The organism is Delftia sp. GW456-R20 (assembly GCF_001622915.1).
Lineage (GTDB): Bacteria > Pseudomonadota > Gammaproteobacteria > Burkholderiales > Burkholderiaceae_C > Comamonas > Comamonas acidovorans.
In genome coordinates this window covers 449,438-469,373 of record NZ_LWCN01000003.1, presented here as the reverse complement: position 1 = coordinate 469,373, position 19,936 = coordinate 449,438, and the positions used below count along the sequence as shown (strand labels likewise).

20 protein-coding genes are annotated in these 19,936 nt (G+C 67.9%); 15 read left to right on the top strand and 5 right to left on the bottom strand.

What is annotated here, in order from left to right:
• Position 1 precedes the first annotated feature (1 nt).
• The 3 genes from A4F85_RS03440 to A4F85_RS03430 all read left to right on the top strand — a co-directional run bounded on the left by A4F85_RS03440 (position 2) and on the right by A4F85_RS03430 (position 2,958).
• Positions 2 to 886 (top strand): 4-hydroxyphenylpyruvate dioxygenase, encoded by an 885-nt coding sequence (locus A4F85_RS03440; protein ID WP_012206245.1) that lies wholly within the window; start codon positions 2 to 4, stop codon positions 884 to 886.
• Between the two features lie 77 nt (positions 887 to 963).
• Positions 964 to 1,860 (top strand): sugar phosphate isomerase/epimerase family protein, encoded by an 897-nt coding sequence (locus A4F85_RS03435; RefSeq protein WP_012206244.1) that lies wholly within the window; start codon positions 964 to 966, stop codon positions 1,858 to 1,860.
• Between the two features lie 72 nt (positions 1,861 to 1,932).
• Complete coding sequence (locus A4F85_RS03430) at positions 1,933 to 2,958, top strand: aldo/keto reductase (RefSeq protein ID WP_012206243.1); 1,026 nt, start codon at positions 1,933 to 1,935, stop codon at positions 2,956 to 2,958.
• A gap of 16 nt (positions 2,959 to 2,974) precedes the next feature.
• Here A4F85_RS03430 and A4F85_RS03425 read toward each other — a convergent pair whose 3' ends face one another.
• Positions 2,975 to 3,412 (bottom strand): nuclear transport factor 2 family protein, encoded by a 438-nt coding sequence (locus A4F85_RS03425; protein WP_231890432.1) that lies wholly within the window; start codon positions 3,410 to 3,412, stop codon positions 2,975 to 2,977.
• A gap of 17 nt (positions 3,413 to 3,429) precedes the next feature.
• Positions 3,430 to 4,200 (bottom strand): IclR family transcriptional regulator domain-containing protein, encoded by a 771-nt coding sequence (locus A4F85_RS03420; RefSeq protein WP_012206241.1) that lies wholly within the window; start codon positions 4,198 to 4,200, stop codon positions 3,430 to 3,432.
• 196 nt (positions 4,201 to 4,396) lie between these two features.
• Between A4F85_RS03420 and A4F85_RS03415 the strand changes: the two genes are divergently transcribed.
• The 6 genes from A4F85_RS03415 to A4F85_RS03390 all read left to right on the top strand — a co-directional run bounded on the left by A4F85_RS03415 (position 4,397) and on the right by A4F85_RS03390 (position 10,817).
• Positions 4,397 to 5,791 (top strand): MFS transporter, encoded by a 1,395-nt coding sequence (locus tag A4F85_RS03415; RefSeq protein WP_063325665.1) that lies wholly within the window; start codon positions 4,397 to 4,399, stop codon positions 5,789 to 5,791.
• A 48-nt stretch (positions 5,792 to 5,839) separates the two neighbouring features.
• On the top strand, positions 5,840 to 6,673 hold the full coding sequence (locus A4F85_RS03410) for a shikimate dehydrogenase family protein (RefSeq protein ID WP_063325664.1): 834 nt from the start codon (positions 5,840 to 5,842) through the stop codon (positions 6,671 to 6,673).
• Positions 6,674 to 6,764: 91 nt separating this feature from the next.
• Positions 6,765 to 7,916, top strand: a complete 1,152-nt coding sequence (locus A4F85_RS03405) for a porin (RefSeq protein WP_063325663.1) — start codon at positions 6,765 to 6,767, stop codon at positions 7,914 to 7,916.
• Between the two features lie 11 nt (positions 7,917 to 7,927).
• Complete coding sequence (locus tag A4F85_RS03400) at positions 7,928 to 8,986, top strand: Gfo/Idh/MocA family protein (RefSeq protein ID WP_063325662.1); 1,059 nt, start codon at positions 7,928 to 7,930, stop codon at positions 8,984 to 8,986.
• Positions 8,987 to 9,041: 55 nt separating this feature from the next.
• Complete coding sequence (gene aroQ, locus A4F85_RS03395) at positions 9,042 to 9,479, top strand: type II 3-dehydroquinate dehydratase (RefSeq protein ID WP_016451445.1); 438 nt, start codon at positions 9,042 to 9,044, stop codon at positions 9,477 to 9,479.
• Between the two features lie 84 nt (positions 9,480 to 9,563).
• Positions 9,564 to 10,817: an MFS transporter gene (locus A4F85_RS03390; RefSeq protein ID WP_063325661.1), complete on the top strand. Its 1,254-nt coding sequence runs from the start codon at positions 9,564 to 9,566 to the stop codon at positions 10,815 to 10,817.
• A 6-nt stretch (positions 10,818 to 10,823) separates the two neighbouring features.
• On the opposite strand, the gene A4F85_RS03385 is transcribed toward A4F85_RS03390, so the two are convergent.
• The gene (locus A4F85_RS03385; RefSeq protein ID WP_012206234.1) at positions 10,824 to 11,480 is read right to left on the bottom strand and encodes a GntR family transcriptional regulator; all 657 of its coding nucleotides are present in this window, start codon (positions 11,478 to 11,480) and stop codon (positions 10,824 to 10,826) included.
• Positions 11,481 to 11,668: 188 nt separating this feature from the next.
• Here A4F85_RS03385 and A4F85_RS03380 point away from each other — a divergent pair, with 188 nt between their 5' ends.
• From A4F85_RS03380 to A4F85_RS03370, 3 genes are read left to right on the top strand one after another with little or no spacing between them, the layout of a single operon-like run.
• Positions 11,669 to 12,556: an NAD(P)-dependent oxidoreductase gene (locus A4F85_RS03380; RefSeq protein ID WP_082848099.1), complete on the top strand. Its 888-nt coding sequence runs from the start codon at positions 11,669 to 11,671 to the stop codon at positions 12,554 to 12,556.
• Between the two features lie 47 nt (positions 12,557 to 12,603).
• A complete protein-coding gene (locus tag A4F85_RS03375) occupies positions 12,604 to 13,590 on the top strand; it encodes a Bug family tripartite tricarboxylate transporter substrate binding protein (RefSeq protein WP_063325659.1) in 987 nt (328 codons plus the stop codon).
• Positions 13,591 to 13,630: 40 nt separating this feature from the next.
• Positions 13,631 to 14,305, top strand: a complete 675-nt coding sequence (locus A4F85_RS03370) for an RraA family protein (RefSeq protein ID WP_063325658.1) — start codon at positions 13,631 to 13,633, stop codon at positions 14,303 to 14,305.
• Between the two features lie 55 nt (positions 14,306 to 14,360).
• Here the strand turns inward: A4F85_RS03370 and A4F85_RS30230 are convergent, their stop codons facing one another.
• On the bottom strand, positions 14,361 to 14,519 hold the full coding sequence (locus tag A4F85_RS30230; protein ID WP_156516921.1) for a DUF6616 family protein: 159 nt from the start codon (positions 14,517 to 14,519) through the stop codon (positions 14,361 to 14,363).
• Positions 14,520 to 14,581: 62 nt separating this feature from the next.
• On the opposite strand from A4F85_RS30230, the gene A4F85_RS03365 reads away from it, so the two are divergent.
• The 3 genes from A4F85_RS03365 to A4F85_RS03355 all read left to right on the top strand — a co-directional run bounded on the left by A4F85_RS03365 (position 14,582) and on the right by A4F85_RS03355 (position 18,841).
• A complete protein-coding gene (locus A4F85_RS03365) occupies positions 14,582 to 16,075 on the top strand; it encodes a leucyl aminopeptidase family protein (protein WP_063325657.1) in 1,494 nt (497 codons plus the stop codon).
• A gap of 115 nt (positions 16,076 to 16,190) precedes the next feature.
• Complete coding sequence (locus A4F85_RS03360) at positions 16,191 to 17,861, top strand: ABC transporter substrate-binding protein (RefSeq protein WP_063325656.1); 1,671 nt, start codon at positions 16,191 to 16,193, stop codon at positions 17,859 to 17,861.
• Between the two features lie 110 nt (positions 17,862 to 17,971).
• Complete coding sequence (locus A4F85_RS03355) at positions 17,972 to 18,841, top strand: DMT family transporter (protein WP_063325655.1); 870 nt, start codon at positions 17,972 to 17,974, stop codon at positions 18,839 to 18,841.
• Positions 18,842 to 18,907: 66 nt separating this feature from the next.
• On the opposite strand, the gene A4F85_RS03350 is transcribed toward A4F85_RS03355, so the two are convergent.
• On the bottom strand, positions 18,908 to 19,795 hold the full coding sequence (locus A4F85_RS03350) for a LysR substrate-binding domain-containing protein (RefSeq protein ID WP_043821215.1): 888 nt from the start codon (positions 19,793 to 19,795) through the stop codon (positions 18,908 to 18,910).
• Positions 19,796 to 19,936 lie beyond the last annotated feature (141 nt).

The following is a 19,936-nucleotide window of genomic DNA, read 5'->3' as shown; positions in this document are numbered from 1 at the left end:
AATGACCGATTCCTCCTCCAGCAGCCGGGAAGACGTGCCCGAGGCGTCCAATCGCCTCGGGATCGACGGCATAGAGTTCATCGAGTACACGACCAGCCAGCCCCAGGCCCTGGGCCAGGTGCTGGAGGGGCTGGGTTTTCGCCCCGTGGCGCGGCACCGCTCGCGCGAGGTGACGCTGTACCGGCAGGGAGACATGAACCTGGTGGTCAATGCGGGCGCTGCCGATGCGCTGGCCAATGCCGCCTCGGACGGGCAGCCCGTCATCTCGGCCGTGGCGCTGCGCGTGCAGGATGCCCTGCAGGCGCATACGCGCTGCATCGAGCTGGGAGCCTGGGCGGCGCCCAGCCAGGCCCAGGCGATGGAACTGCACATCCCGGCCATCCACGGCCCGGGTGGCAGCCGCTTCTACTTTGTTGATCGATGGCAGGAGTTCTCCATCTATGACATCGATTTCAAGCCCATCGCCGGGGCCGATCCCCATCCACCGGCGCTGGCCGGCCTGGGCTATTTCGGCGTGGTCCAGTACATAGGGCGTGGCCGCAGCGCCGACTGGATCACCTACTTCGAACGCATGTTCGACTTCCACCTGCTGCCCGACGCGCAGCGCTTCGGCATCCTGCCCAAGGGCAAGCTCATGCGCAGCCCCTGCAAACGCTTCCTGTGGCAGCTCATCGAGCCCGATCCGGGCCTGGAGTGGGACGACATGCCCGAGCGCCTGCAGCGCATCGGCCTGGGCACCACCGACGTGCCTGGCGCCGTGCAGGCGCTGCGCCAGCGCGGCGTGGAGTTTGTGGAATCGAGCCGCCTGCACCCCGATGACCGCGGCGCGCTCACGCGCAACGCCATGGGCACCGTGGTGTTCGAGCTGGTGCACCGCGACGCCTAACGCGAAACTTAGTGCGACGTCTAGCGCGCCGCCGTCCGATTCAACCGCCGATACACACAACGATCCTGGAGGGCAGCATGGGCTTGCTGGACAGCTATGGCATGGACACCATCACTCTGAATGGCTCGCTGGAGGCCAAGCTCGACGCCATCCGGCGCGCGGGCTTCACCCAGGTCATGCTCAGCGCGCGCGACCTGGCCGGCCACCCGGGCGGCGTCAAGGCAGCGGCGGCGGCCGTGCGCGCCAGCGGCCTGCGGCCCACGGGCTTTCAGGTGCTGCGCGACTTCGAGGGCCTGTCCGACCACCTGCACCACTACAAGGTGGACATCGCCAAATCCATGCTGGAGATGTGCGCCGAGATCGGCAGCCCCGTGCTGCTGGCCTGCTCGTCCACCTCGCGCCATGCCACGGGCGATCTCGACGTGATTGCGCGCGACCTGCGCAAGCTGGCCATGCTGGGCATTCCGCTGGGCGTGAAGATCGCCTACGAGGGCTTGTCCTGGGGCCGCTCCGTCAATGAGTTCACCACCAGCTGGGACGTGGTCTGCCGTGCCGACACGTCCAATCTGGGCATCGGGCTGGACTCCTTCCACATCCTGGCTGCCAAGACACCGCTGGACGCGCTGGAGCTGATCGACCGCGACAAGATCTTCCTGGTGCAGCTGTCCGACTTCATGTGGCACGACGCGCCCACCTTCGAAGAGCGCATGGCCACGGCGCGCACCTTCCGCGTGTTCCCGGGCGAGGGCGTGCACAGCGAGCGCCTGGCCGACCTGGTGCTGCGTCTGGACCGCCTGGGCTACCGGGGCGACTACAGCTTCGAGGTCTTCAACGACGACTACCAGCAACTGCCGCTGGACACCGTGGCCGAGCGCGCGCGCCGCAGCGCGCAGTGGCTCAACGACGACGTGCTGCACCGGCCCGTGCCGCTGCCGGCCTGGGCGCGCACGGGCGTGAGGGGCACGTCGGTTTGACGGCAAAATGGGCCTTCGACATTGCAAGGGAGCGCTGGCCGCTCCCTTGCTTCTTTTCCCTGTGAGAAAACCATGACCAACCTGTCCACACGCCACCTGGGTCCCTTCTCCGTCAGCGCCGTCGGCCTGGGCTGCATGAACCTCAGCCACGCCTATGGCCATCCGCCGTCGCCCGAGCAGGGCAAGGCCGTGCTGCATGCGGCGCTGGACGCCGGTGTCACCCTGTTCGACACGGCGGCCCTGTATGGCTTCGGCGCCAACGAATCCCTGGTCGGCCCCGTGCTCAAGTCCCACCGCAACCACATCACCCTGGCCAGCAAATGCGGCATGGCCGGCGTGCGCGGCGACGACGGCGTGGTGCGCCGCGTGATCGATGGCCATCCCAAGACCCTGCGCCGCAATTGCGAAGACAGCCTGCAGCGCCTGGGCACCGATGTCATCGATCTCTACTACCTGCACCGCTGGGACCGCCGCGTGCCCATCGAGGAATCGGTGGGCGAGATGTCGCGCCTGGTGGAAGAGGGCAAGGTGCGCGCCCTGGGCCTGTCCGAGATCGGCGCCGACGCGCTGCGCCGCGCCCATGCCACCTTCCCCATCGCCGCGCTGCAAAGCGAGTATTCGCTGTGGTCGCGCAATGCCGAGTTGGGCACGCTGCAGGCCTGCAAGGAACTGGGCATTGCCTACGTGGCCTTCAGCCCGCTGGGCCGCGCCTTCCTCACGGGCAAGCTCCAGGAGGTCGAGGGCCTGGTCAAGGGCGATATCCGCGCCGCCATGCCGCGCTTCGCGCCCGAGGCCTATGCGAAGAACCTGCAGCTGCTCGCGCCCATGCAGTCCATTGCCGAGCGCGCCGACTGCACGCTGGCCGAGCTGGCCATCGCCTGGGTGCTGCACCAGGGCGAGCATGTGATTGCCCTGCCGGGCACCACCAGCGTGGACCACCTGCACGAAGACCTGCGCGGCGGCGCCGTGCGCCTGGACGCTGCCCTGCTGGCCGAACTGGACGACCTCTTCAAGCCCGAGCGCATCCAGGGCGACCGCTATGCCGTGGCCTCGCAGCGCGAGGTGGATACGGAAAAGTACGCGTTCGAGACGGTCTGAACACGCCGCAGGCCGCTCATGGCATGGATGCGGCCAGGTCGAATGGCGCCGTGGGTGTGCCCTGGTGGAAGCGCATCTGCCAGCCCAGGGCCGTGCGCAGCCAGACCGAGGAGCGCAGCGTATGCCGGCCGGCCGTTCCATCCTCGGCCACGCTGGCCGAGCGGTAGGTCAGCAGCGCGCTGTCCGGTCCCAGGCGCGCCAGCGCAAAGCCGCCTGACACCAGCCGGGCAGGGACCCCTGTTGGCAAGGCGGCCGCCAGGCCGTCCACGGTGGCGGCCCGGTCGTGCACGCCGCCCGAGCGGCCGAATTCCAGGAAGTCTTCATGCAGCAGCGCCTGCAGCTGGCCTGCGTCCGAGCGCACCTGCGGATCGTGCAGCCGCACTTCCAATGCCTGCAGATGCTGCAGCAGATGGTCGTCGCCGCCATGCGTGTCCAGGTCAGGAAGTTGCGCCATGGCCATGTTGTTCACCATCAGATCAGATCCCGCATCGCCTGCGCCGTCTCGCGCAGCATGGGCAGCACGCGGGCCACGGCGTCCTTGCCGGTTTCGCGGCCCATGGGCATGGTGATGTTGAGGGCGCCGGCCAGCGCGCCGTGGCGGTCGCGCAGCGGCACGGCAATGCCGCGCGAGTCCAGGTTGAGCTGCTGCTCGCACAGCGCCCAGTCCTGGGTGCGGATCAGGGCCAGCTCGCGGCGCATTTCGGCGGGGCAGGTGATGGTGTGCGAGGTGAAGACCGTCAGCGCGCGGTTGTCCAGCCAGTGCTCCAGCTCGGCGTCGCTGCGCATGGACAGCATCAGCATGCCGGCCGCCGTGACCTGGGCCGGCACGCGTGCGCCCAGTACGTAGCCGGTGTTCATGTTGCGGTTGGGGCCGTTGCGCGCGATGTAGACCACCTCGTCGTCGTCCAGCACCGCCAGGTAGGCGGTTTCATGGGTGCCGGCCGCCACGCGCTGCAGGAACGGCTGGACGATGCGCGGCAGCCGCGCCGACTCCAGGTACGACTGCCCCAGCCGCAGCACGCGCGGCGTGAGCCAGAACAGCTTGCCGTCCCCCGCCACGTAGCCCATGTGCTGCAGCGTCAGCAGGTAGCGCCGCGCGGCGGTGCGCGTCATGCCCGTGCGCTGGCCGGCCTCGGCGGCCGTCATGCGCGGGTGGGCGTCGTCAAAGGCTTCGATGATCGATACGCCGCGTTCCAGTCCGGCAATCCAGTCGCGCTGGGCGAGGGTGGAAGGTGTTGTCATGGCGAGCTTGAGTTTTCCGTATTAACCCTGGGTGCGTGCGATTATCGAACCGCGCGGTGCGATCAGCGCACATGCCCCTGGAAATTGGCTTGGGCAGATTCATAGGCGGGAACTACATTTTTTACATCCCGCTGGCCTGGCCGCAAGCATCCATCACTTGCCGCAGCGGGGATCTTTTGCCTGGAGGAGACAACACATGAGCGCAACACCGGTACATACGCAGTCAACGCAGCACCAACCCAGGAAGGCCGCCACCAGCGGCTGGATAGGCTCGGCCCTGGAGTACTACGATTTCTTCATCTACGCCACGGCTGCGGCGCTGATCTTTCCGCAGATCTTCTTTCCGCAGGGTGATCCGGCGATTGCGATCATCGCCTCGCTGGCCACCTATGGCGTGGGCTATGTGGCGCGGCCCATCGGCGCCTTCGTGCTGGGACACCTGGGCGATACGCACGGGCGCAAGCAGGTGCTGGTGTGGTGCATGTTCCTGATGGGCTTTTCCACCATCGCCGTGGGGCTGCTGCCCACCTACGACCAGGTCGGCCTGTGGGCACCGGCGCTGCTGGTGCTGATGCGGCTGATCCAGGGCTTTGCGGTGGCCGGCGAGATCTCGGGCGCCAGCTCGATGATCCTGGAGCATGCCCCGTTCGGGCGGCGCGGCTTCTTCGCCAGCTTCACGCTGCAGGGCGTGCAGGCCGGCCAGATCCTGGCAGCGGCCGTGTTCCTGCCGCTGGCGCACTACATGCCCACCGAGCAGTTCAACAGCTGGGGCTGGCGCATTCCCTTCATCCTGAGCTTCGTGGTCATCATCGCGGGCTGGATCATCCGCCGCGAGGTCAACGAGACCCCGGCCTTCACGGCAGCAGGCCGCAGCGAGTCGCGTCCGCGTTCGCCCGTGGTCGAGGCCTTCCGCCACCATTCGCCCGACATGCTGCGTGTGGTCTGCATGGCGCTGATGAACGTGATCCCCGTGGTGGCAACCATCTTCGGTGCCGCCTATGCGGTGCAGCCCGCCTACGGCATCGGCTTCGCCAAGGACATGTACCTGTGGATTCCCGTGGTGGGCAACATCGTCGCGGTGCTGGTGATTCCCATGGTGGGCAACCTGTCCGACCGCATCGGCCGGCGCCCGCCCATCATCTTCGGCGCGCTGCTGTCGGGGCTGCTGGCCATCGGCTACCTCTACGCCATCAGCACGCGCAACATGCCGCTGGCCTTCGCCATGTCCATCCTGATGTGGGGCGTGGTCTACCAGGGCTACAACGCGGTGTTCCCCAGCTTCTACCCCGAGCTGTTCCCGACCCGCACACGCGTCTCGGCCATGGCCATCTCGCAGAACGTGGGCACGGCCATCACCGCCATGCTGCCCGCGCTGTTCACGGCCGTGGCGCCTCCGGGTGCGCACAACATCTGGCTGACCGTGGGCCTGATCGCCTTCGGCATCACCGTGGTCGCAGCGCTGGCCGCCTGGAGCGCCCGCGAGACCTACCGCGTGCGCATGGAAGATCTGGGCGAGGCCGGTGCGCAGCCTGTGGACGCCGCCGAGTACGAGCGCCTGCGCACCCAGGCCCTGGCCCAGTCCGGCCGCTGAATTTCACACGCCACATTCCGCCAACCCAAGCATCCGAAAGCCCAGGGAATGATTTCCGGAAAAACCACCCTCATCGCGCACATCGGCGACCCGACCGAGACCTTCAAGTCGCCCATGATCTACAACCCATGGTTCGACGGCCGGGGCATAGACGCCTGCGTCGTGCCCATGGGCGTGAAGGCGGCGCATTTCGCGCCGGACTTCGCGGCCATCATGCGTTTCACCAACCTGCGCGGCGCGCTGATCACCATGCCGCACAAGGTGTCCGTGGTGGACCTGGTGCACGAGGTCACGCCCGCCGTGCACATTGCAGGCGCCTGCAATGCCGTGCTGCGGCGCGAGGATGGCTCGCTGCTGGGCGACCAGTTCGACGGCGCGGGCTTTGTGCGCGGCGTGGTGCGCAAGGGCCGGCAGCTGCAGGGCGCGCGGGTGCTGATTTCTGGCGCGGGTGGCGTGGGCTCGGCGATTGCCGCCTCGCTGGCGGCAGCCGGCGTGGGCGAGCTGATGCTGTTCGACACGCGGGACGAGAGCGCGCAGGCCCTGGCCGGGCGGCTCGCTGCCTACTACCCGAGGATGAAGGTGGGCACGGGCTCCAGGGACCCGCAGGGCTTTGACGTGGTCGTCAACGCCACGCCGCTGGGCATGAAGGGCGATGACCCGCTGCCGTTCGATGTGCAGCGCATTGCGCCCACCACCTTTGTGGGCGAGGTGGTGATGAAGTCCGAGTTCACGCCCCTGCTGCGCGCCGTGCGCGACAAGGGCTGCGACTTCCAGGTGGGCACGGACATGCTGTTCGAGATGATTCCCGCCTACCTCGAATTCTTCGGCTTCGGCAGCGCCACGCCCGACGAGCTGCGCGCCACCGCCCACATCTCCTACTGATCCAGCCGACAGACAACCGGCCCTGAATGCGTCCAGGGCAGGGCGCAGCCACGCCCGAAAAAGCATTTTTCACAGAGAAGGAGACAAGACCATGCAACAGCAAATGCACCAGACACCGCGAGTGCCGCAGCGCGGGGCCCTTCGCATCCTGGCCCTGACCGCCGTGCTGGGCGCCTGGGGCGCGGGTGCCCAAGCCCAGTCCTCGGTCACCATCTACGGCAGCGTGGACCAGTACATCAACCACATGCGCAGCAGCTCGGGCGCATCCATGACCACGCTGGAGGACGGCGCCCTGCTGCGCAGCCGCCTGGGCTTTCGCGGTCAGGAAGACCTGGGCGGCGGCCTGTACGCGAAGTTCCAGCTGGAGATGGGCATCAACGCCGACAACGGCACGCAGGCCGACAGCACGCGCGGCTTCGACCGCCAAAGCTGGGTGGGCCTGGGCGGCGGCTGGGGCGAGGTGCGGCTGGGCCGGCAGAACACCGTGATCTTCGGGCGCGGCGACTACATCGACTTCACCTCGCGCACGTTGGGATCGATGGTCAACAACTTCGGCGTGCCCTCGCGCTTCGACAACGACATCTCCTACACCTCGCCGCGCATGGCCGGCTTCCTGTTCGAGGCCCACTACGCCATGGCCGAGACCGGTGCTCCAGCGCGCCAGGCCATCTACCAGCTGGGCCTGGACTACCTGAACGGCCCCTACCGCGTCGGCTATGCCGGGCTGTATGCGCGTGCGCCGCAGAACGCGGCCTATACCGACGCGGTCCGCTACGACAACCTCTACGCCAACTACGACTACGGCAAGGGCAAGGTCCAGCTGGCCTTTGTGCGGTCCAACAACAGCACGGCAGGCTCGGCGGGCAACAACACGGGCACGGTGCTGGGCAATGTGGGCGGGCTGGTGGCGGGCACGAATGCCGATGTGCGCCGCTTCTACCGCGTTTGGCAACTGTCGGCCGACTACCGCGTGACGCCGCAACTGCGCGTGGGCGCACTGTGGGGCCGCATACAGGATGGCTCGGACAGCGGGCGCGGCGCATCGGGCGGCGCGGTCGCGGCCTACTACGACCTGTCCAAGCGCACCATGCTCTACGCGGTGGCCGAGCAGTTGAAGAACGACCGCAACGCGGGCTTTAGGCTGGCGGCCTCGGGCGGCATGAAGCCCAACTTCACATCGGCCGACGACGTCAACGGCCGCACCATCAAGGGCGTGCAGCTGGGCGTGCTGCACCGCTTCTGAGGGGGCATGCCATGGCACAGCTGCACCCGCTTCGCATTGCCGTGGCCGGCGCCGGCGCGATCGGCCAGGCGCATATCGCCGCCATCGGGGCCCAGGCGGATTGCCGCCTGTCCGCCATCGTGGACCCGGCGCCCGCAGCCCGGGAGCTTGCCCAAAGGGCCGGAGTGCCGCTGTGGCGCGACCTGGGCGAGCTGATCGCCCATGACCGGCCCGACGCCGTGGTGCTGGCCACGCCCAACCGCCTGCATGCCCCGCAGGCGGCGCAGTGCATGCATGCGCGCCTGCCCATCCTGCTGGAAAAGCCCGTCACCTCCACCGTGGCCGAGGCACAGCGCCTGGCCGCGCTGGCCGAGCGCAGCGGCGCCCGCGTGCTGGTGGGCCACCACCGCGCCCACAGCCCGATCATGGCGCGGGCCGCAGCCCTCATCGCCCAGGGGCGGCTGGGCCGCCTGGTGGCCGTGACCGGCGCGGCCCTGTTCTACAAGCCGGACGCCTATTTCGAGGAAGGCCCCTGGCGCCGCGAGGCCGGGGGCGGCCCCATCCTGCTCAACATGATCCACGAGGTCCACAACCTGCGCATGCTGTGCGGCGACATCGTGGCCGTGCAGGCCTTCGCCTCGCATGCCACGCGCGGTTTTGCCGTGGAAGACACGGTGGCCATCAACCTGCGCTTTGCCAGCGGTGCGCTGGGCAGCTTTGTGCTTTCGGACACGGCCGCCAGCGCGCGCAGCTGGGAGCAGACCTCGCAGGAGAACAAGGCCTATGCCAGCTATGAGGACGAAGACTGCTACCTGGTGGCGGGCACCTTCGGCTCGCTGGCCATACCGAGCATGCGGCTGAAGACCTATGCATCGGCCGGGCAGCGCTCCTGGAATGAGCCCTTCGACCTGGATGTGGCCGCCGTGGAGCGCGAAGACCCGCTGGTGCGCCAGATGGCGCATTTCGCGCAGGTGGCGCGCGGCCTGGCGCAGCCGCTGGTCAGCGTGCACGACGGCCTGCGCAACCTGCAGATCACCGAGGCCATTGCAGAGGCTGCCCGCATGGGCGCCGCCATCGACACCACGGCGTGACCCGGACACCACCGGCGCGCATCCTCCATCCATGACATCAAGCCACGGAGCCTCCATGAAAAAGATCCTGATGCTGCACGGCATCAACCACAACATGTTCGGCCAGCGCGACCCTGCCCAATACGGCACGGTCACGCTGGCCGAGATCGACGCCTCGCTGCGCAGCCTGGGCAGTCAGCTGGGCTGCGAGGTGGACAGCTTCCAGACCAATTGCGAAGGCGCCATGTGCGATCGCATCCACCAGGGCTTTCGGGACGGCGTCGATGGCGTGCTCATCAACGCCGGCGCCTGGACGCACTACAGCTACGGCATCCGCGACGCGCTGGCCATGCTCACCGTGCCCGTGGTGGAGATCCACATGAGCAACATCCACGCGCGCGAGCCCTTTCGCCACCACTCGGTGTTTGCCGACATCGCCCGGGGCCAGATCTGCGGCTTCGGCGCGGACAGCTATCTGCTGGGCCTGCGGGCCGTGCTGTCCGCCGTCGCATAGGATGCATGGCGCGCAACTGGCCATGTATCGTCCTTCGAACTCCCTCGCTCGACGCGCTGCATGCCGTGACCAGGCTTCATTGAGATGAACTTCGCCGATCCCGGCCCGCGCCGCTCCGTTTCCTTTCTTCTGCTGCTGCCGCTGCTGCTGGCCGCGCAGCCGGTCGCCACCGATGGCTATCTGCCGGCGTTGCCCGAGATCGCGCGCGACCTGGGCTCGGCCAGCAGCAGTCTGACCGTGTTCATGCTGGCCTTCGGTGTCGCCCAGCTGGTGTGCGGACCGCTGGCCGACCGCTTCGGGCGCCGGCCCGTTCTGCTGACGGGTTTGGCCTGCTACACGGCAGCGGCGGCCGGCTGTGCGCTGGCGGGCAGCGCGGACGCACTGGTGGCCTGGCGCGCCGTGCAGGGCGCGGCCATGGCGGCCATCCTGGTGTGCGCACGGGCTGCGGTGCGCGACTTGTATCCGGCCCATGAAGGGCCGCGCATCATGGCCCGCGGCCTGATGGGCCTGGGGCTGGTGGCCCTGGTGGCGCCGATTGCCGGTGCATGGGGAGTCCAGGCCGCCGGCTGGCGCTGGGTGCTGGTGGCGATGGGCGTCTACTCGCTGGCTTTGCTGGCACTGTGCTGGCGCACTTTCAGCGAGACGCGGCAAGTGCCAGCGGAGTCTTCTCCGGTCCTCGCATCCTTACCCGTATCCGTATCCGCTGGCGGTGTGCGCCAGGTGATCGCCGACCCCGGCTTTTGCGCCTGGACGGCGCTGGCCGCAGCTACCTACGGCGGCATCTTCTGCTTTTTGCTGCTGTCGCCGATGGTGTACGTCGACCTGTTCGGCCTGTCGCCCGTGCTCTACGGCTGGATTCCAGCGGGCGGCTCGCTGGTCTACATCCTGGGCATCACATGGTGCCGGCGCCTGCTGCCGCGCCACGGGCCGGTGCGCACGGTGCAGCTGGGCGCTTCGCTCAGTCTGCTGGGGCCGTGCATCCAGATCGCCGGCTGCGTGCTGGCGCCGGCCTCGCCCTTTCCACTGCTGCTGGGGCACGCGGTGTATGCGCTGGGCCATGGCCTGCACCAGCCTTGCGGCCAGGCGGGCGCGGTGGGTGGCCTGCCGCCGCAGCTGGCCGGGCGGGCCGTGTCGTGTTCGGGCTTCGCGATCATGTGCGTGGCCTTCTGCGCCGGCCAGCTGGCGGCGCAATTTGTCGATCCGACCATGCACCACGGTGCCTGGCCGATGGTGTTGCCCATGGCGCTGGCGGGCGTTGTGCTGGTTCTCATCGCCTTTGTCTGGCTGCCGTGGCTGTATCGGGTGCGGTCAGCGCAAAGGGTTCAGCCCCGGTCATGACACTGTTCATGCATCCGCGCGGTATTCCCCTCGATGCTTCATGAACCGGTGGTAGGACATGCGCAGGTGCAGCTGCATCACCTGGCGTGCCAGCTCCCCATCCCTGGCACGTATGGCGATCACCAGGTCGCAGTGGTGGTGCAGGCTTTGCACCAGCTCTTCGGGCGTGTAGATGTAGAACGACCGCTTGATGATCGGCATGTCGATCATCGTCGCCAGCATGGTCTTGAGGCGCGGCGAGCCCGACGCCTCGATCAGCGCGTGGTGAAAATCCCGGTTGGCTGACTGCACCTCGCCAATGCCGTCGTGGCCAGCGGCAATGCCGGCCTCCATGCGCTGGTTGCTGGCCTCCAGCTCATCGGCCAGCCCCTCGCCGCCGCGCGTGGCCGCGAGGAACGAGGCGTACGGCTCCAGCAGCATGCGCAGCTGGAAGGTCTCCTCCACATCCCAGTCGCTCCACTCCGACACGCGGATACCCTGGCCCGCGCCATCGGTGGCCAGGCCATCTTCCACCAGACGGTGCAGCGCATTGCGCACCGGCGTGCGGCTCAGTCCCAGGTCGCGGGCAATGGGCTCCTCCTTGAGCTGTTCGCCGGGTCGATAGTGGCCGCCGATGAGCCGCTGCCGCAGAACCTCGTACGCCTTGTCTTTCACGTTTTGCACTGTGTTTGCACCAGGTGGGTGGGGATGGTGCGCCGATTCTAGGTGACGACGGAGGGGCTTGCTGCGCTGCGCTTCATTCGAAAAAATACAAAACAAGTACAAAAATACGCAGTTCTACGGGAAATCGCTATGAGTGGATCTGGGATGCACTCCATAGACTGCGCTCAATGTTTTAAATTTGTACTTTTATGAAGTTCGCAATACTGGGTGGTGGAATGGTCGGCGCCTGCTACATGCAGGCCTTTGTGGAGCAGGGGCACAGCCTGGTGGGCCTGTGCGACCTGCAGCCCAACACTGCGGTGGCCGACGCCGTGCAGGCCGCTGGCGCGCAGGTGCATACCGCGCCCGGTGCCTGGCTGGCCGAGGCCGACGTGGTGGTGAGCGCCGTGTTCGGCACCGTGGCGCGCAGCCTGTTCGAGGCCTGCCTGCCCCATCTGCCCCATCTGCGCGAGGGCGTGGTCTATGTGGACATGACCACGGCAGACCCGCAGGAGATGCGCGAATGCGGCGAGCTGGCCCGGCGCGTCGGCCAGGGCAGGGCGGTGCACTTCGTGGACGTGGCCATCACCGGCGCGGTCAACCTGGGCGGCAGAAAGACGCCGCTGCTCGTGGCCGGTGGCAAGGCCGGTTTTGTACAGGAATTGTTCTTGCCCTTTGGCGGCTCCGTTCGCGTGGTGGGTGGGCAGCCGGGCGATGCCGCCGCGCTCAAGCTCCTGCGCAGCATCTACACCAAGGGGACCGAGGCGCTGGCCGTGGAGTGCCTGGTGACGGCCCAGCAGATGGGCCTGCGCGAGCAGCTGCATGCCGTGTTGCAGGACATCGACGAGACACCGCTGCGCACGCTGATGGAGTCCATGGTGCGCACGCACATCCCGCATTCCGCACGCCGCCGCAACGAGGTGGCCGAGGCCCGGCAGCAGATGGCCCGCAACGGCCTGGCGCCCATCGCCTTGCCCGCTGTCGAGGCGCTGTTCGCCGCCACGGCCCGGGCGCATGCGGCCCAGCCGTTCACCGGCACCTCCACCGACGAGGCCATCGATTGGCTCGGCAGCCACGTGCTCGCCAGCCAAGCCTGATCAACGTACCCCTGCGCCAACCGACACCACCAAAGGAGACATCCGCAATGACGACCCCGACCCGACGCCGCCTGGCCCTCGCCGGCCTGCTGGCACTGACCGCTGCCGCCATGGCCCCGGCCCATGCCCAGGGCACCTATCCGCAGCGGCCCATCAGGTTCATCGTGCCCTTTCCGGCCGGCGGCGGCACCGACAACCTCACGCGGCTGGTCGGCACCAAGCTCACCGAGGCCCGTGGGTGGGCCATCGTGGTGGAGAACAAGCCCGGTGCCGGTGGCAACCTGGCGCTGGACCAGGTGGCCAAGGCCCCCGCCGACGGCCTGACCCTGGTGATGGCGCAGACCGACAACGTAGTGCTCAACCCGCTGCTGTACTCCAAGCTCACCTACAACCCCGACAAGGACCTGCGCGCCGTGGCCCTGGTCGCAGCCGGCCCGGCGGTGCTCGTGGTGAATGCCGATTCGCCGTACAAGTCCCTGGACGACATCGTCCAGGCGGCGAAGAAGGACCCCGGGCGCCTGAGCTTTGCCACGCCGGGCACCGGCACCATTTCGCACCTCATCAGCGAGGCCTGGCAGAAAAGCTCGAATGTGAAGTTCACCCACGTGCCGTTTCGCGGCATGGCGCAGGCCATGCCCGACCTGCTGGGCGGGCGCATCGACATGTACATGGGGTCCGTCCCCACGCTGCTGTCGCACATCCAGTCGGGCAAGGTGCGCGCCATTGGCGTGACCACCGCGAGCCGCTCCAAGCTGCTGCCCGACGTGCCGACCTACACCGAATCCGGCATCAAGGGCGTGGAGCTGGCCAGCGTGTGGGGCGTGATGGCCCCGGCCGGCACCTCCGACGCCATCGTCAAGCAGCTCAACGAAGCCATCAACAAGGTGGTGAACGCACCCGACACGGCCAGGAAGATCGCCGACTCAGGTGCCGAACTCATCACCGGCACACCGCAGGACATGGCCAGGCTCTACGCCAGCGACCGCGCACGCCTGGCACCCATCGTCAAGAGCTCTGGCACCACGCTCGATTGAGCGGCACGGCTTTCATTCCATCCACTCTGAGCACCACACCATGATCGGTCTTCAAATTCTGAAGCGACAACGCGCTGTCAGCCTCGATATTGCCAGGCGCTATCTCGACGTGCCTGTTGCCAACGTCAGCGACTGCATGGCCCGCATGACGGCCGGCGGCGCGCGGTTGCGCCCCATGCACGGCGGCGGGCGCATGGCCGGCCCCGCGTTGACCATCAAGACACGCCCGGGCGACAACCTCATGCTCCACAAGGCACTTCAACTGGCCAGCCCAGGTGACGTGATCGTGGTGGATGCGGGCGGCGACCTCACCAACGCACTCATCGGAGAAATCATGGTCGGAGACGCCATGCGTCGCCAGCTGGGCGGCATCGTGATCAATGGCGCGATCCGGGACGCGGCATGGATTCGTGCTGGCAGCTTCCCGGTATTCGCCGCGGGCGTCACGCACCGCGGACCCTACAAGGACGGCCCGGGCGAAATCAATGTGCCTATCGCCATCGATGGCATGGTGATCGAGCCCGGTGACCTCATGATTGGCGACGACGATGGCTTGCTGTGCGTACCGCATGCGCAGGCGCAGGCACTGCTGGATGCGGCACACGGAAAGCAGGTCGTTGAGGCCAGGATGGTGGCCGACATCGCTGCCGGTACCTACAGCGCGCCATGGATAGACGAGACGCTCAAGCGTCTGGGCTGCCCGATTCAGCCGTAGGGCCGGTGTGGCATCACCCATACAGCACCCATCCAGCACCCATCGCTCGTCCGCCTCAGGCCTCGGCCAGCGCCTTCTGATGGCTTTCCAGGCCACCCGTGCCGCTGGCCGCGTTCACATGGTCGAAGTAGCCGTACCAGCCGCTGGCCTTGATGCCCGCCAGCAGGGCATCGCGCGCGGCTGTATCGGGAAAGCGCCAGATGCGCATATCCATATGCGGCAGGCTTGTTTGCGATAGCCGGGCTGGCCTTTAGGCTGGCGCGCTTTGACCACGCCATGTCCAGCCCCATCACAACTGTCCATTCCGATTCCCGTCCCGGCGCCTTTGCCATTTCATCCCAACCCGCCACGGCGTTGCACCGTGCCACGCCCGCCACGCTGGCGGCCGTGCTGGAGCAACTGCCCCCGGCCCAGGCCCGATGGGCGCGCGCCGCAGGCTTTGATGCGCAGCCGGGCCGCATGCTGCTGTTGCCCGGCATGCAGGCTGAAGTGCAGAGGGAAGGGCAGGGCGATGGCACTGCCCTCGCTGGCGTGCTGGTCGGCGTGGACCCGGATCAGCCGCTGTGGCAGCTGGCCGGCCTGCCGGCTGCGCTGCCGCCCGGCACCTACACGCTCACCGATGCGGATGAGGCTCAGAGGCCGCATCTGCTCCTGGGCTGGGCATTGGGCGCGCTGCCATCGACCCGCCAGGCGCGGCAGTCGGATGCGGCAACCGCTCCATCACTCGCTCTATCACTCGCTCGGTTGGTGGCAAGCCCCGATGAGCAGGCCGCCGTCGCGCCAATGGCCGCCGCCATTGGCGAGGTGCGGCGGCTGGTCAACCTGCCTGCCAACCAGCTGGGTCCCGAACAGCTGGCCCAGGCCGTGGCCGACCTGGCCGCGCGCCATGGCGCGCGCTACCGGCAATGGGTGCGCGACGAACTGCCTGCCGCAGGCTTTGCCCTGGTGCACGCCGTGGGTCGGGCGGCGGCCCAGGCGCCGCGCGTGGCCGAGCTGACCTGGGGCGATGCCGCGCTGCCCCATGTGGTGCTCATCGGCAAGGGCGTGTGCTTTGACTCCGGCGGGCTGGACCTCAAGCCCGCCGCAGGCATGCGCTGGATGAAGAAGGACATGGGCGGCGCCGCACACGCCCTGGCCCTGGCCGATCTGCTGATGCAGGCGGGCCTGCCCATCCACCTGAAGCTGCTGGTGCCTGCGGTGGAGAACGCCGTGGGTGCCGGTGCGCTGCGGCCCGGCGACATCATCGAGGCCGGTGACGGCCGGCGCGTGGAGATCGAGAACACCGATGCCGAAGGCCGGCTCCTGCTGGCCGATGCGCTGCACCACGCCATTTGCAGCGCGCCCACGCCGCCCGCGCTGCTGATCGACCTGGCCACGCTCACAGGCGCTGCGCGCACGGCGCTGGGGCCGGACCTGCCCGCGCTGTTCAGCAACCATGACGGCTGGGCCGATGAGCTGCTGGCCCAGGGCCGCGCGCAGGCCGACCCTCTGTGGCGCCTGCCCCTGTGGGCCCCGTACCGCCGCATGCTCCGTTCCGACCAGGCCGACCTGCTCAACGCCGCCAGCACGCCGCAGGGCGGCGCCATCACGGCCGCGCTGTTCCTGGAGAGCTTTGTGCCGCCCGAGCTGCCCTGGCTGCACCTGGACCTGTTCGCCTGGAATCTGGAGGAGCGCCCCGGCCGGCCCAGGGGCGGCGAGGCCCAGGGCCTGCGCGCGCTGTACGCCCTGCTGTCGCAGCGCTTTGCATCTGCGCGCAGCGCATTTGCATAGGCGCAATCGGGCTTTGCGGCGGGCTGGTGGCTCCACACAATCGGCCGTCTGGTGCAGCCGGCGCGGCATCCGCCGCCGCCTTCCTGCGATCTTGTTCCGGCTGCCAGGACACTTCATGACCCAAAGACGCTTCCTGCCTCGCCTTTCCCTGCTGCGCACCCACTTGCGCACCCTGCGAACTTCCGCACTGCTTCCCGCCCTGGCCGCAGCCCTGCTGTGCGCACCGCCCGCCCAGGCCGAAACCCTGCGCTGGGCGCGCTCCACCGACGCATCCACGCTGGACCCGCATGCGCTGAACAACGGCCCCAACCACAACCTGCTGCACCAGATCTACGAGCCGCTGATCATCCGCACGGCCGATGGCAAGCTGCTGCCCACCCTGGCCACGTCCTGGGCGCTGACTGCCGACCCCTCGGTCTGGGAGTTCAAGCTGCGCAAGGGCGTGAAGTTCCATGACGGCAGCCTGTTCACGGCCGACGACGTGCTGTTCTCGCTGCGTCGCGCGCGCTCGGCCACCTCGGACATGCGCTCGCTGCTGACCTCGATCACCGACGTGACCAAGGTCGATGCCTTCACCGTGCACATCAGGACCAACGGGCCCAACCCGCTGCTGCCGGCCAGCCTCATCAACATCCAGATCCTGAGCGCCGCCTGGGCCAAGGCCCATGGTGCCGAGCAGCCGCAGAACGCGCTGGCCAAGGAAGAGAACTACGCAACGCGCAACGCCAACGGCACGGGGCCCTACGTCATCGCCTCGCGCGAGCAGGACACGCGCACCGTGCTGCGGCAGTTTCCCGGCTACTGGGGCAAGGGGCTGTTCCCGCTGGAGATCGACGAACTGGTCTACCTGCCCATCAAGTCCCAGGCCACGCGCGTGGCGGCGCTGCTGTCGGGCGAGGTGGACTTCGTGCAGGACCTGCCCATCCAGGACATTGCGCGCCTGAGCGCCGACCCGCGCTTTCGCATCAACCAGGCCGCCGAGAACCGCACCATCTTCCTGGGCCTGAACGTGGGCGCCGCCCCGCTGTCGCATTCCGATGTGAAGGACAAGAACCCGCTGGCTGACCTGCGCGTGCGTCAGGCCTTCCAGCTGGCCATAGACCGGCAGGCCATACAGCGCGCCGTGATGCGCGGCCTGTCCGTGCCCACCAACATCATTGCGCCGCCCTTTGTGCACGGCTACGAGAAATCCTTTGGCGCCGTGGGCAAGGCCGACTTGGCCCAGGCCAGGAAGCTGCTGGCCGACGCCGGCTACCCCAACGGCTTCGGCATCACCCTGCATTGCACGAACGACCGCTACCTGAACGACGAGGCCATCTGCCAGGCCATCGCCGGCTTTCTGGGCCGCATCGGCGTGAAGACCGCCGTGTCGTCGCGGCCGCTGGCCATCCAGACGGCGGCCATCAACAACCAGGAAACGGATTTCTACCTCTACGGCTGGGGCGTGCCCACCTATGACTCGGCCTATGTCTTCGACTACCTGGTGCACACGCGCGGCAAGAACGGCCGGGGCAACACCAATGCCACGCGCTACAGCAATGCCGAGCTGGACAGCCAGATCGTCTCCCTGGCCTCCGAGGGCGATGCGCGCAAGCGCGATGCCACCATCCACTCCATCTGGAGCACGGTGCAAAAGGCGCTGATCTACCTGCCGCTGCACGACCAGATCCAGACCTATGCCATGGTGCGCAAGTTCGACATCCCGGTGAATCCGTCGAACACGCCTTACTTCAAGCTGTTCAAGCAGCCCGGTGCGCGCCAGGCTGCGGTGGCTGGCGCGCAGTGATGCCCGCGCATTCATGAGCGCGATTGCGCAATCGCCGCACAGGTCTCAGCAATGCCTGCGGCCATCGCTCCTACGCTTGCACCCTTGTCAATGCAGGAGTGCAGGCGGATATGGACTGGATGGTGTTGGGGCTGCTGGCCGGCCTGGTGTTGGGGGCATATGACTTTCTGACCAAGCTGGCGCTGGGGGAAAAGTCCGTGCTGGAGGTGGTGTTCTGGTGCTCGGCGCTGGGCGCGCTGCTGTGGCTGCCTTTCGTGGCGATGGGCGATTCCTCGTCCGCCGCGCTGGACCTGCGCCAGCAGATGCTGCTGCTGCCCAAGTCGCTGATGATGGTGGCCACCTGGGTGCTGTCGTACTACTCGGTGAAGGCCTTGCCGCTGTCCATCTCTGCGGGCGTGCGTGCCAGCGGGCCGCTGTGGACGGCGCTGGGCGCGGTGCTCCTGCTGTCCGAGCACCTGGGCTGGTGGCAATGGCTGGGGCTGGCGGTGTCCATGGCCTCGTACTACCTGTTCTCCCTGGTCGGCCAGAAGGAGGGCATAGGCTTTGGCCGCAATCTCTGGGTGCTGTGCATGCTGGCGGCCACGCTGCTGTCCTCGGCCAATGCCCTGTACGACAAGCACATTCTGGCCACGCTGCGCATGGACCTGGTTGCCGTCCAGTCCTGGTCTGCGCTGCAGCGCGGCGCCCTGGCCTTGCTGCTGTTGCCCTGGATCTGGCGCGGGCTGGAGCTGCGCAGCCTGCTGGGGCGCAACTGGGCCGTGCCCGCCATTGCGCTGGCCTATGTGCTGGCCGAGTCCATCTACCTGGCCGCCGTGCAGATGGAGGGCGCGCAGATTGCCGTGATCTCGGTGCTGCGCCGCGCCAATCTGGTCATGGTGTTTGCGCTGTCGGCACGGTTCTTTGCCGAACGCCATCTGCGGCCCAAGGCGGCGGCCATGGCGGGCGTGCTGCTGGGCATTGCGCTGACCATGGCGCGCTGAGGATGTGAGGGCGTGAACGTGTGAGCGTGCGAATCGTGAACGCGGGTGGCGGGCGGCGGCGCCCGGCTATCCGGCCTCGGCCGCCACCGCACGAATCCAGTCCATGACGGCTGCGCCATGGCGCGAGACCATGGCGCGCTCGGAAGCCAGCAGGAAATAGCTCTGGCTGCAGGGGATGGCCGTGTCCGAGACGCGCACCAGGCTGCGCTCGGCCAGCAGGCGCTGGACCAGGGAGCGGCGGCCCAGCGCAATGCCTTGCAGGTTCAGCGCCGCGTCCAGCATGAAGCCCGTGTCCGAATAGCTGAGCTGGCGCTGGGCTGCCGAGATGCGCAGGCCCGCGGCCTGCAGCCAGGGCTCCCAGGGTTGGCGGCTGTGCGAGAGCAGGTTGGCCCGCCGGAACAGCCCCGCCAGATCCAGGCCCTCGAACTGCTCCAGGTAGCGTGGCGCGGCCACGGCAAACCATTCGTCGTCCAGCAGGCGTTCGCAGTGGAATGCCAGAGGTGCCTGAGGCGCCTGGTGTGCAAAGCGGATGGCGATGTCCGCCTCGCCCTGCTGGAGATTGACGGTGCGCGTGGTCGGATCGATGGCGATGGACACCTCCGGGTGGCTGCGCTGAAAGGCCGTGAGCGACGGCACCAGCCGCAGCCGTGCGAACGAGGGCAGGGCGCTGATGCGCACCACGTCGCGCCCCTGCACCAGGCTGCCGAAGGTGGTCTCCAGCGCCTGCAGCGGGGCGCGGGTCTGCTGGTGCAGCCAGGCTCCCTCGGCGCTGAGCGTGACCACGCGCGTGGTGCGGTGGAACAGCGGGGTGCCCAGCAGCTTTTCCAGTTCGCGGATGCGGTGGCTGACGGCGCTGTCCGAAAGGTTCAGTTCTTCGGCCGCCTGCTTGAAGCTCTGGCTTCGCGCCACGGCATCGAAGGCGGCGATGAGGTGAAGGGGCGGGATGTTGCGCATGGCTGGCCGGCATCGTACTGGAGCCGGGCGCGCCGATGGCCGGCGCCTTCATCCGTGCTCTCATTTTTTGCAAACAGTGACCCCTGAAAACCGCCCATCTCGGACACGGCGCCCCATTCGCAGCGGACAATCGTCAGGCCA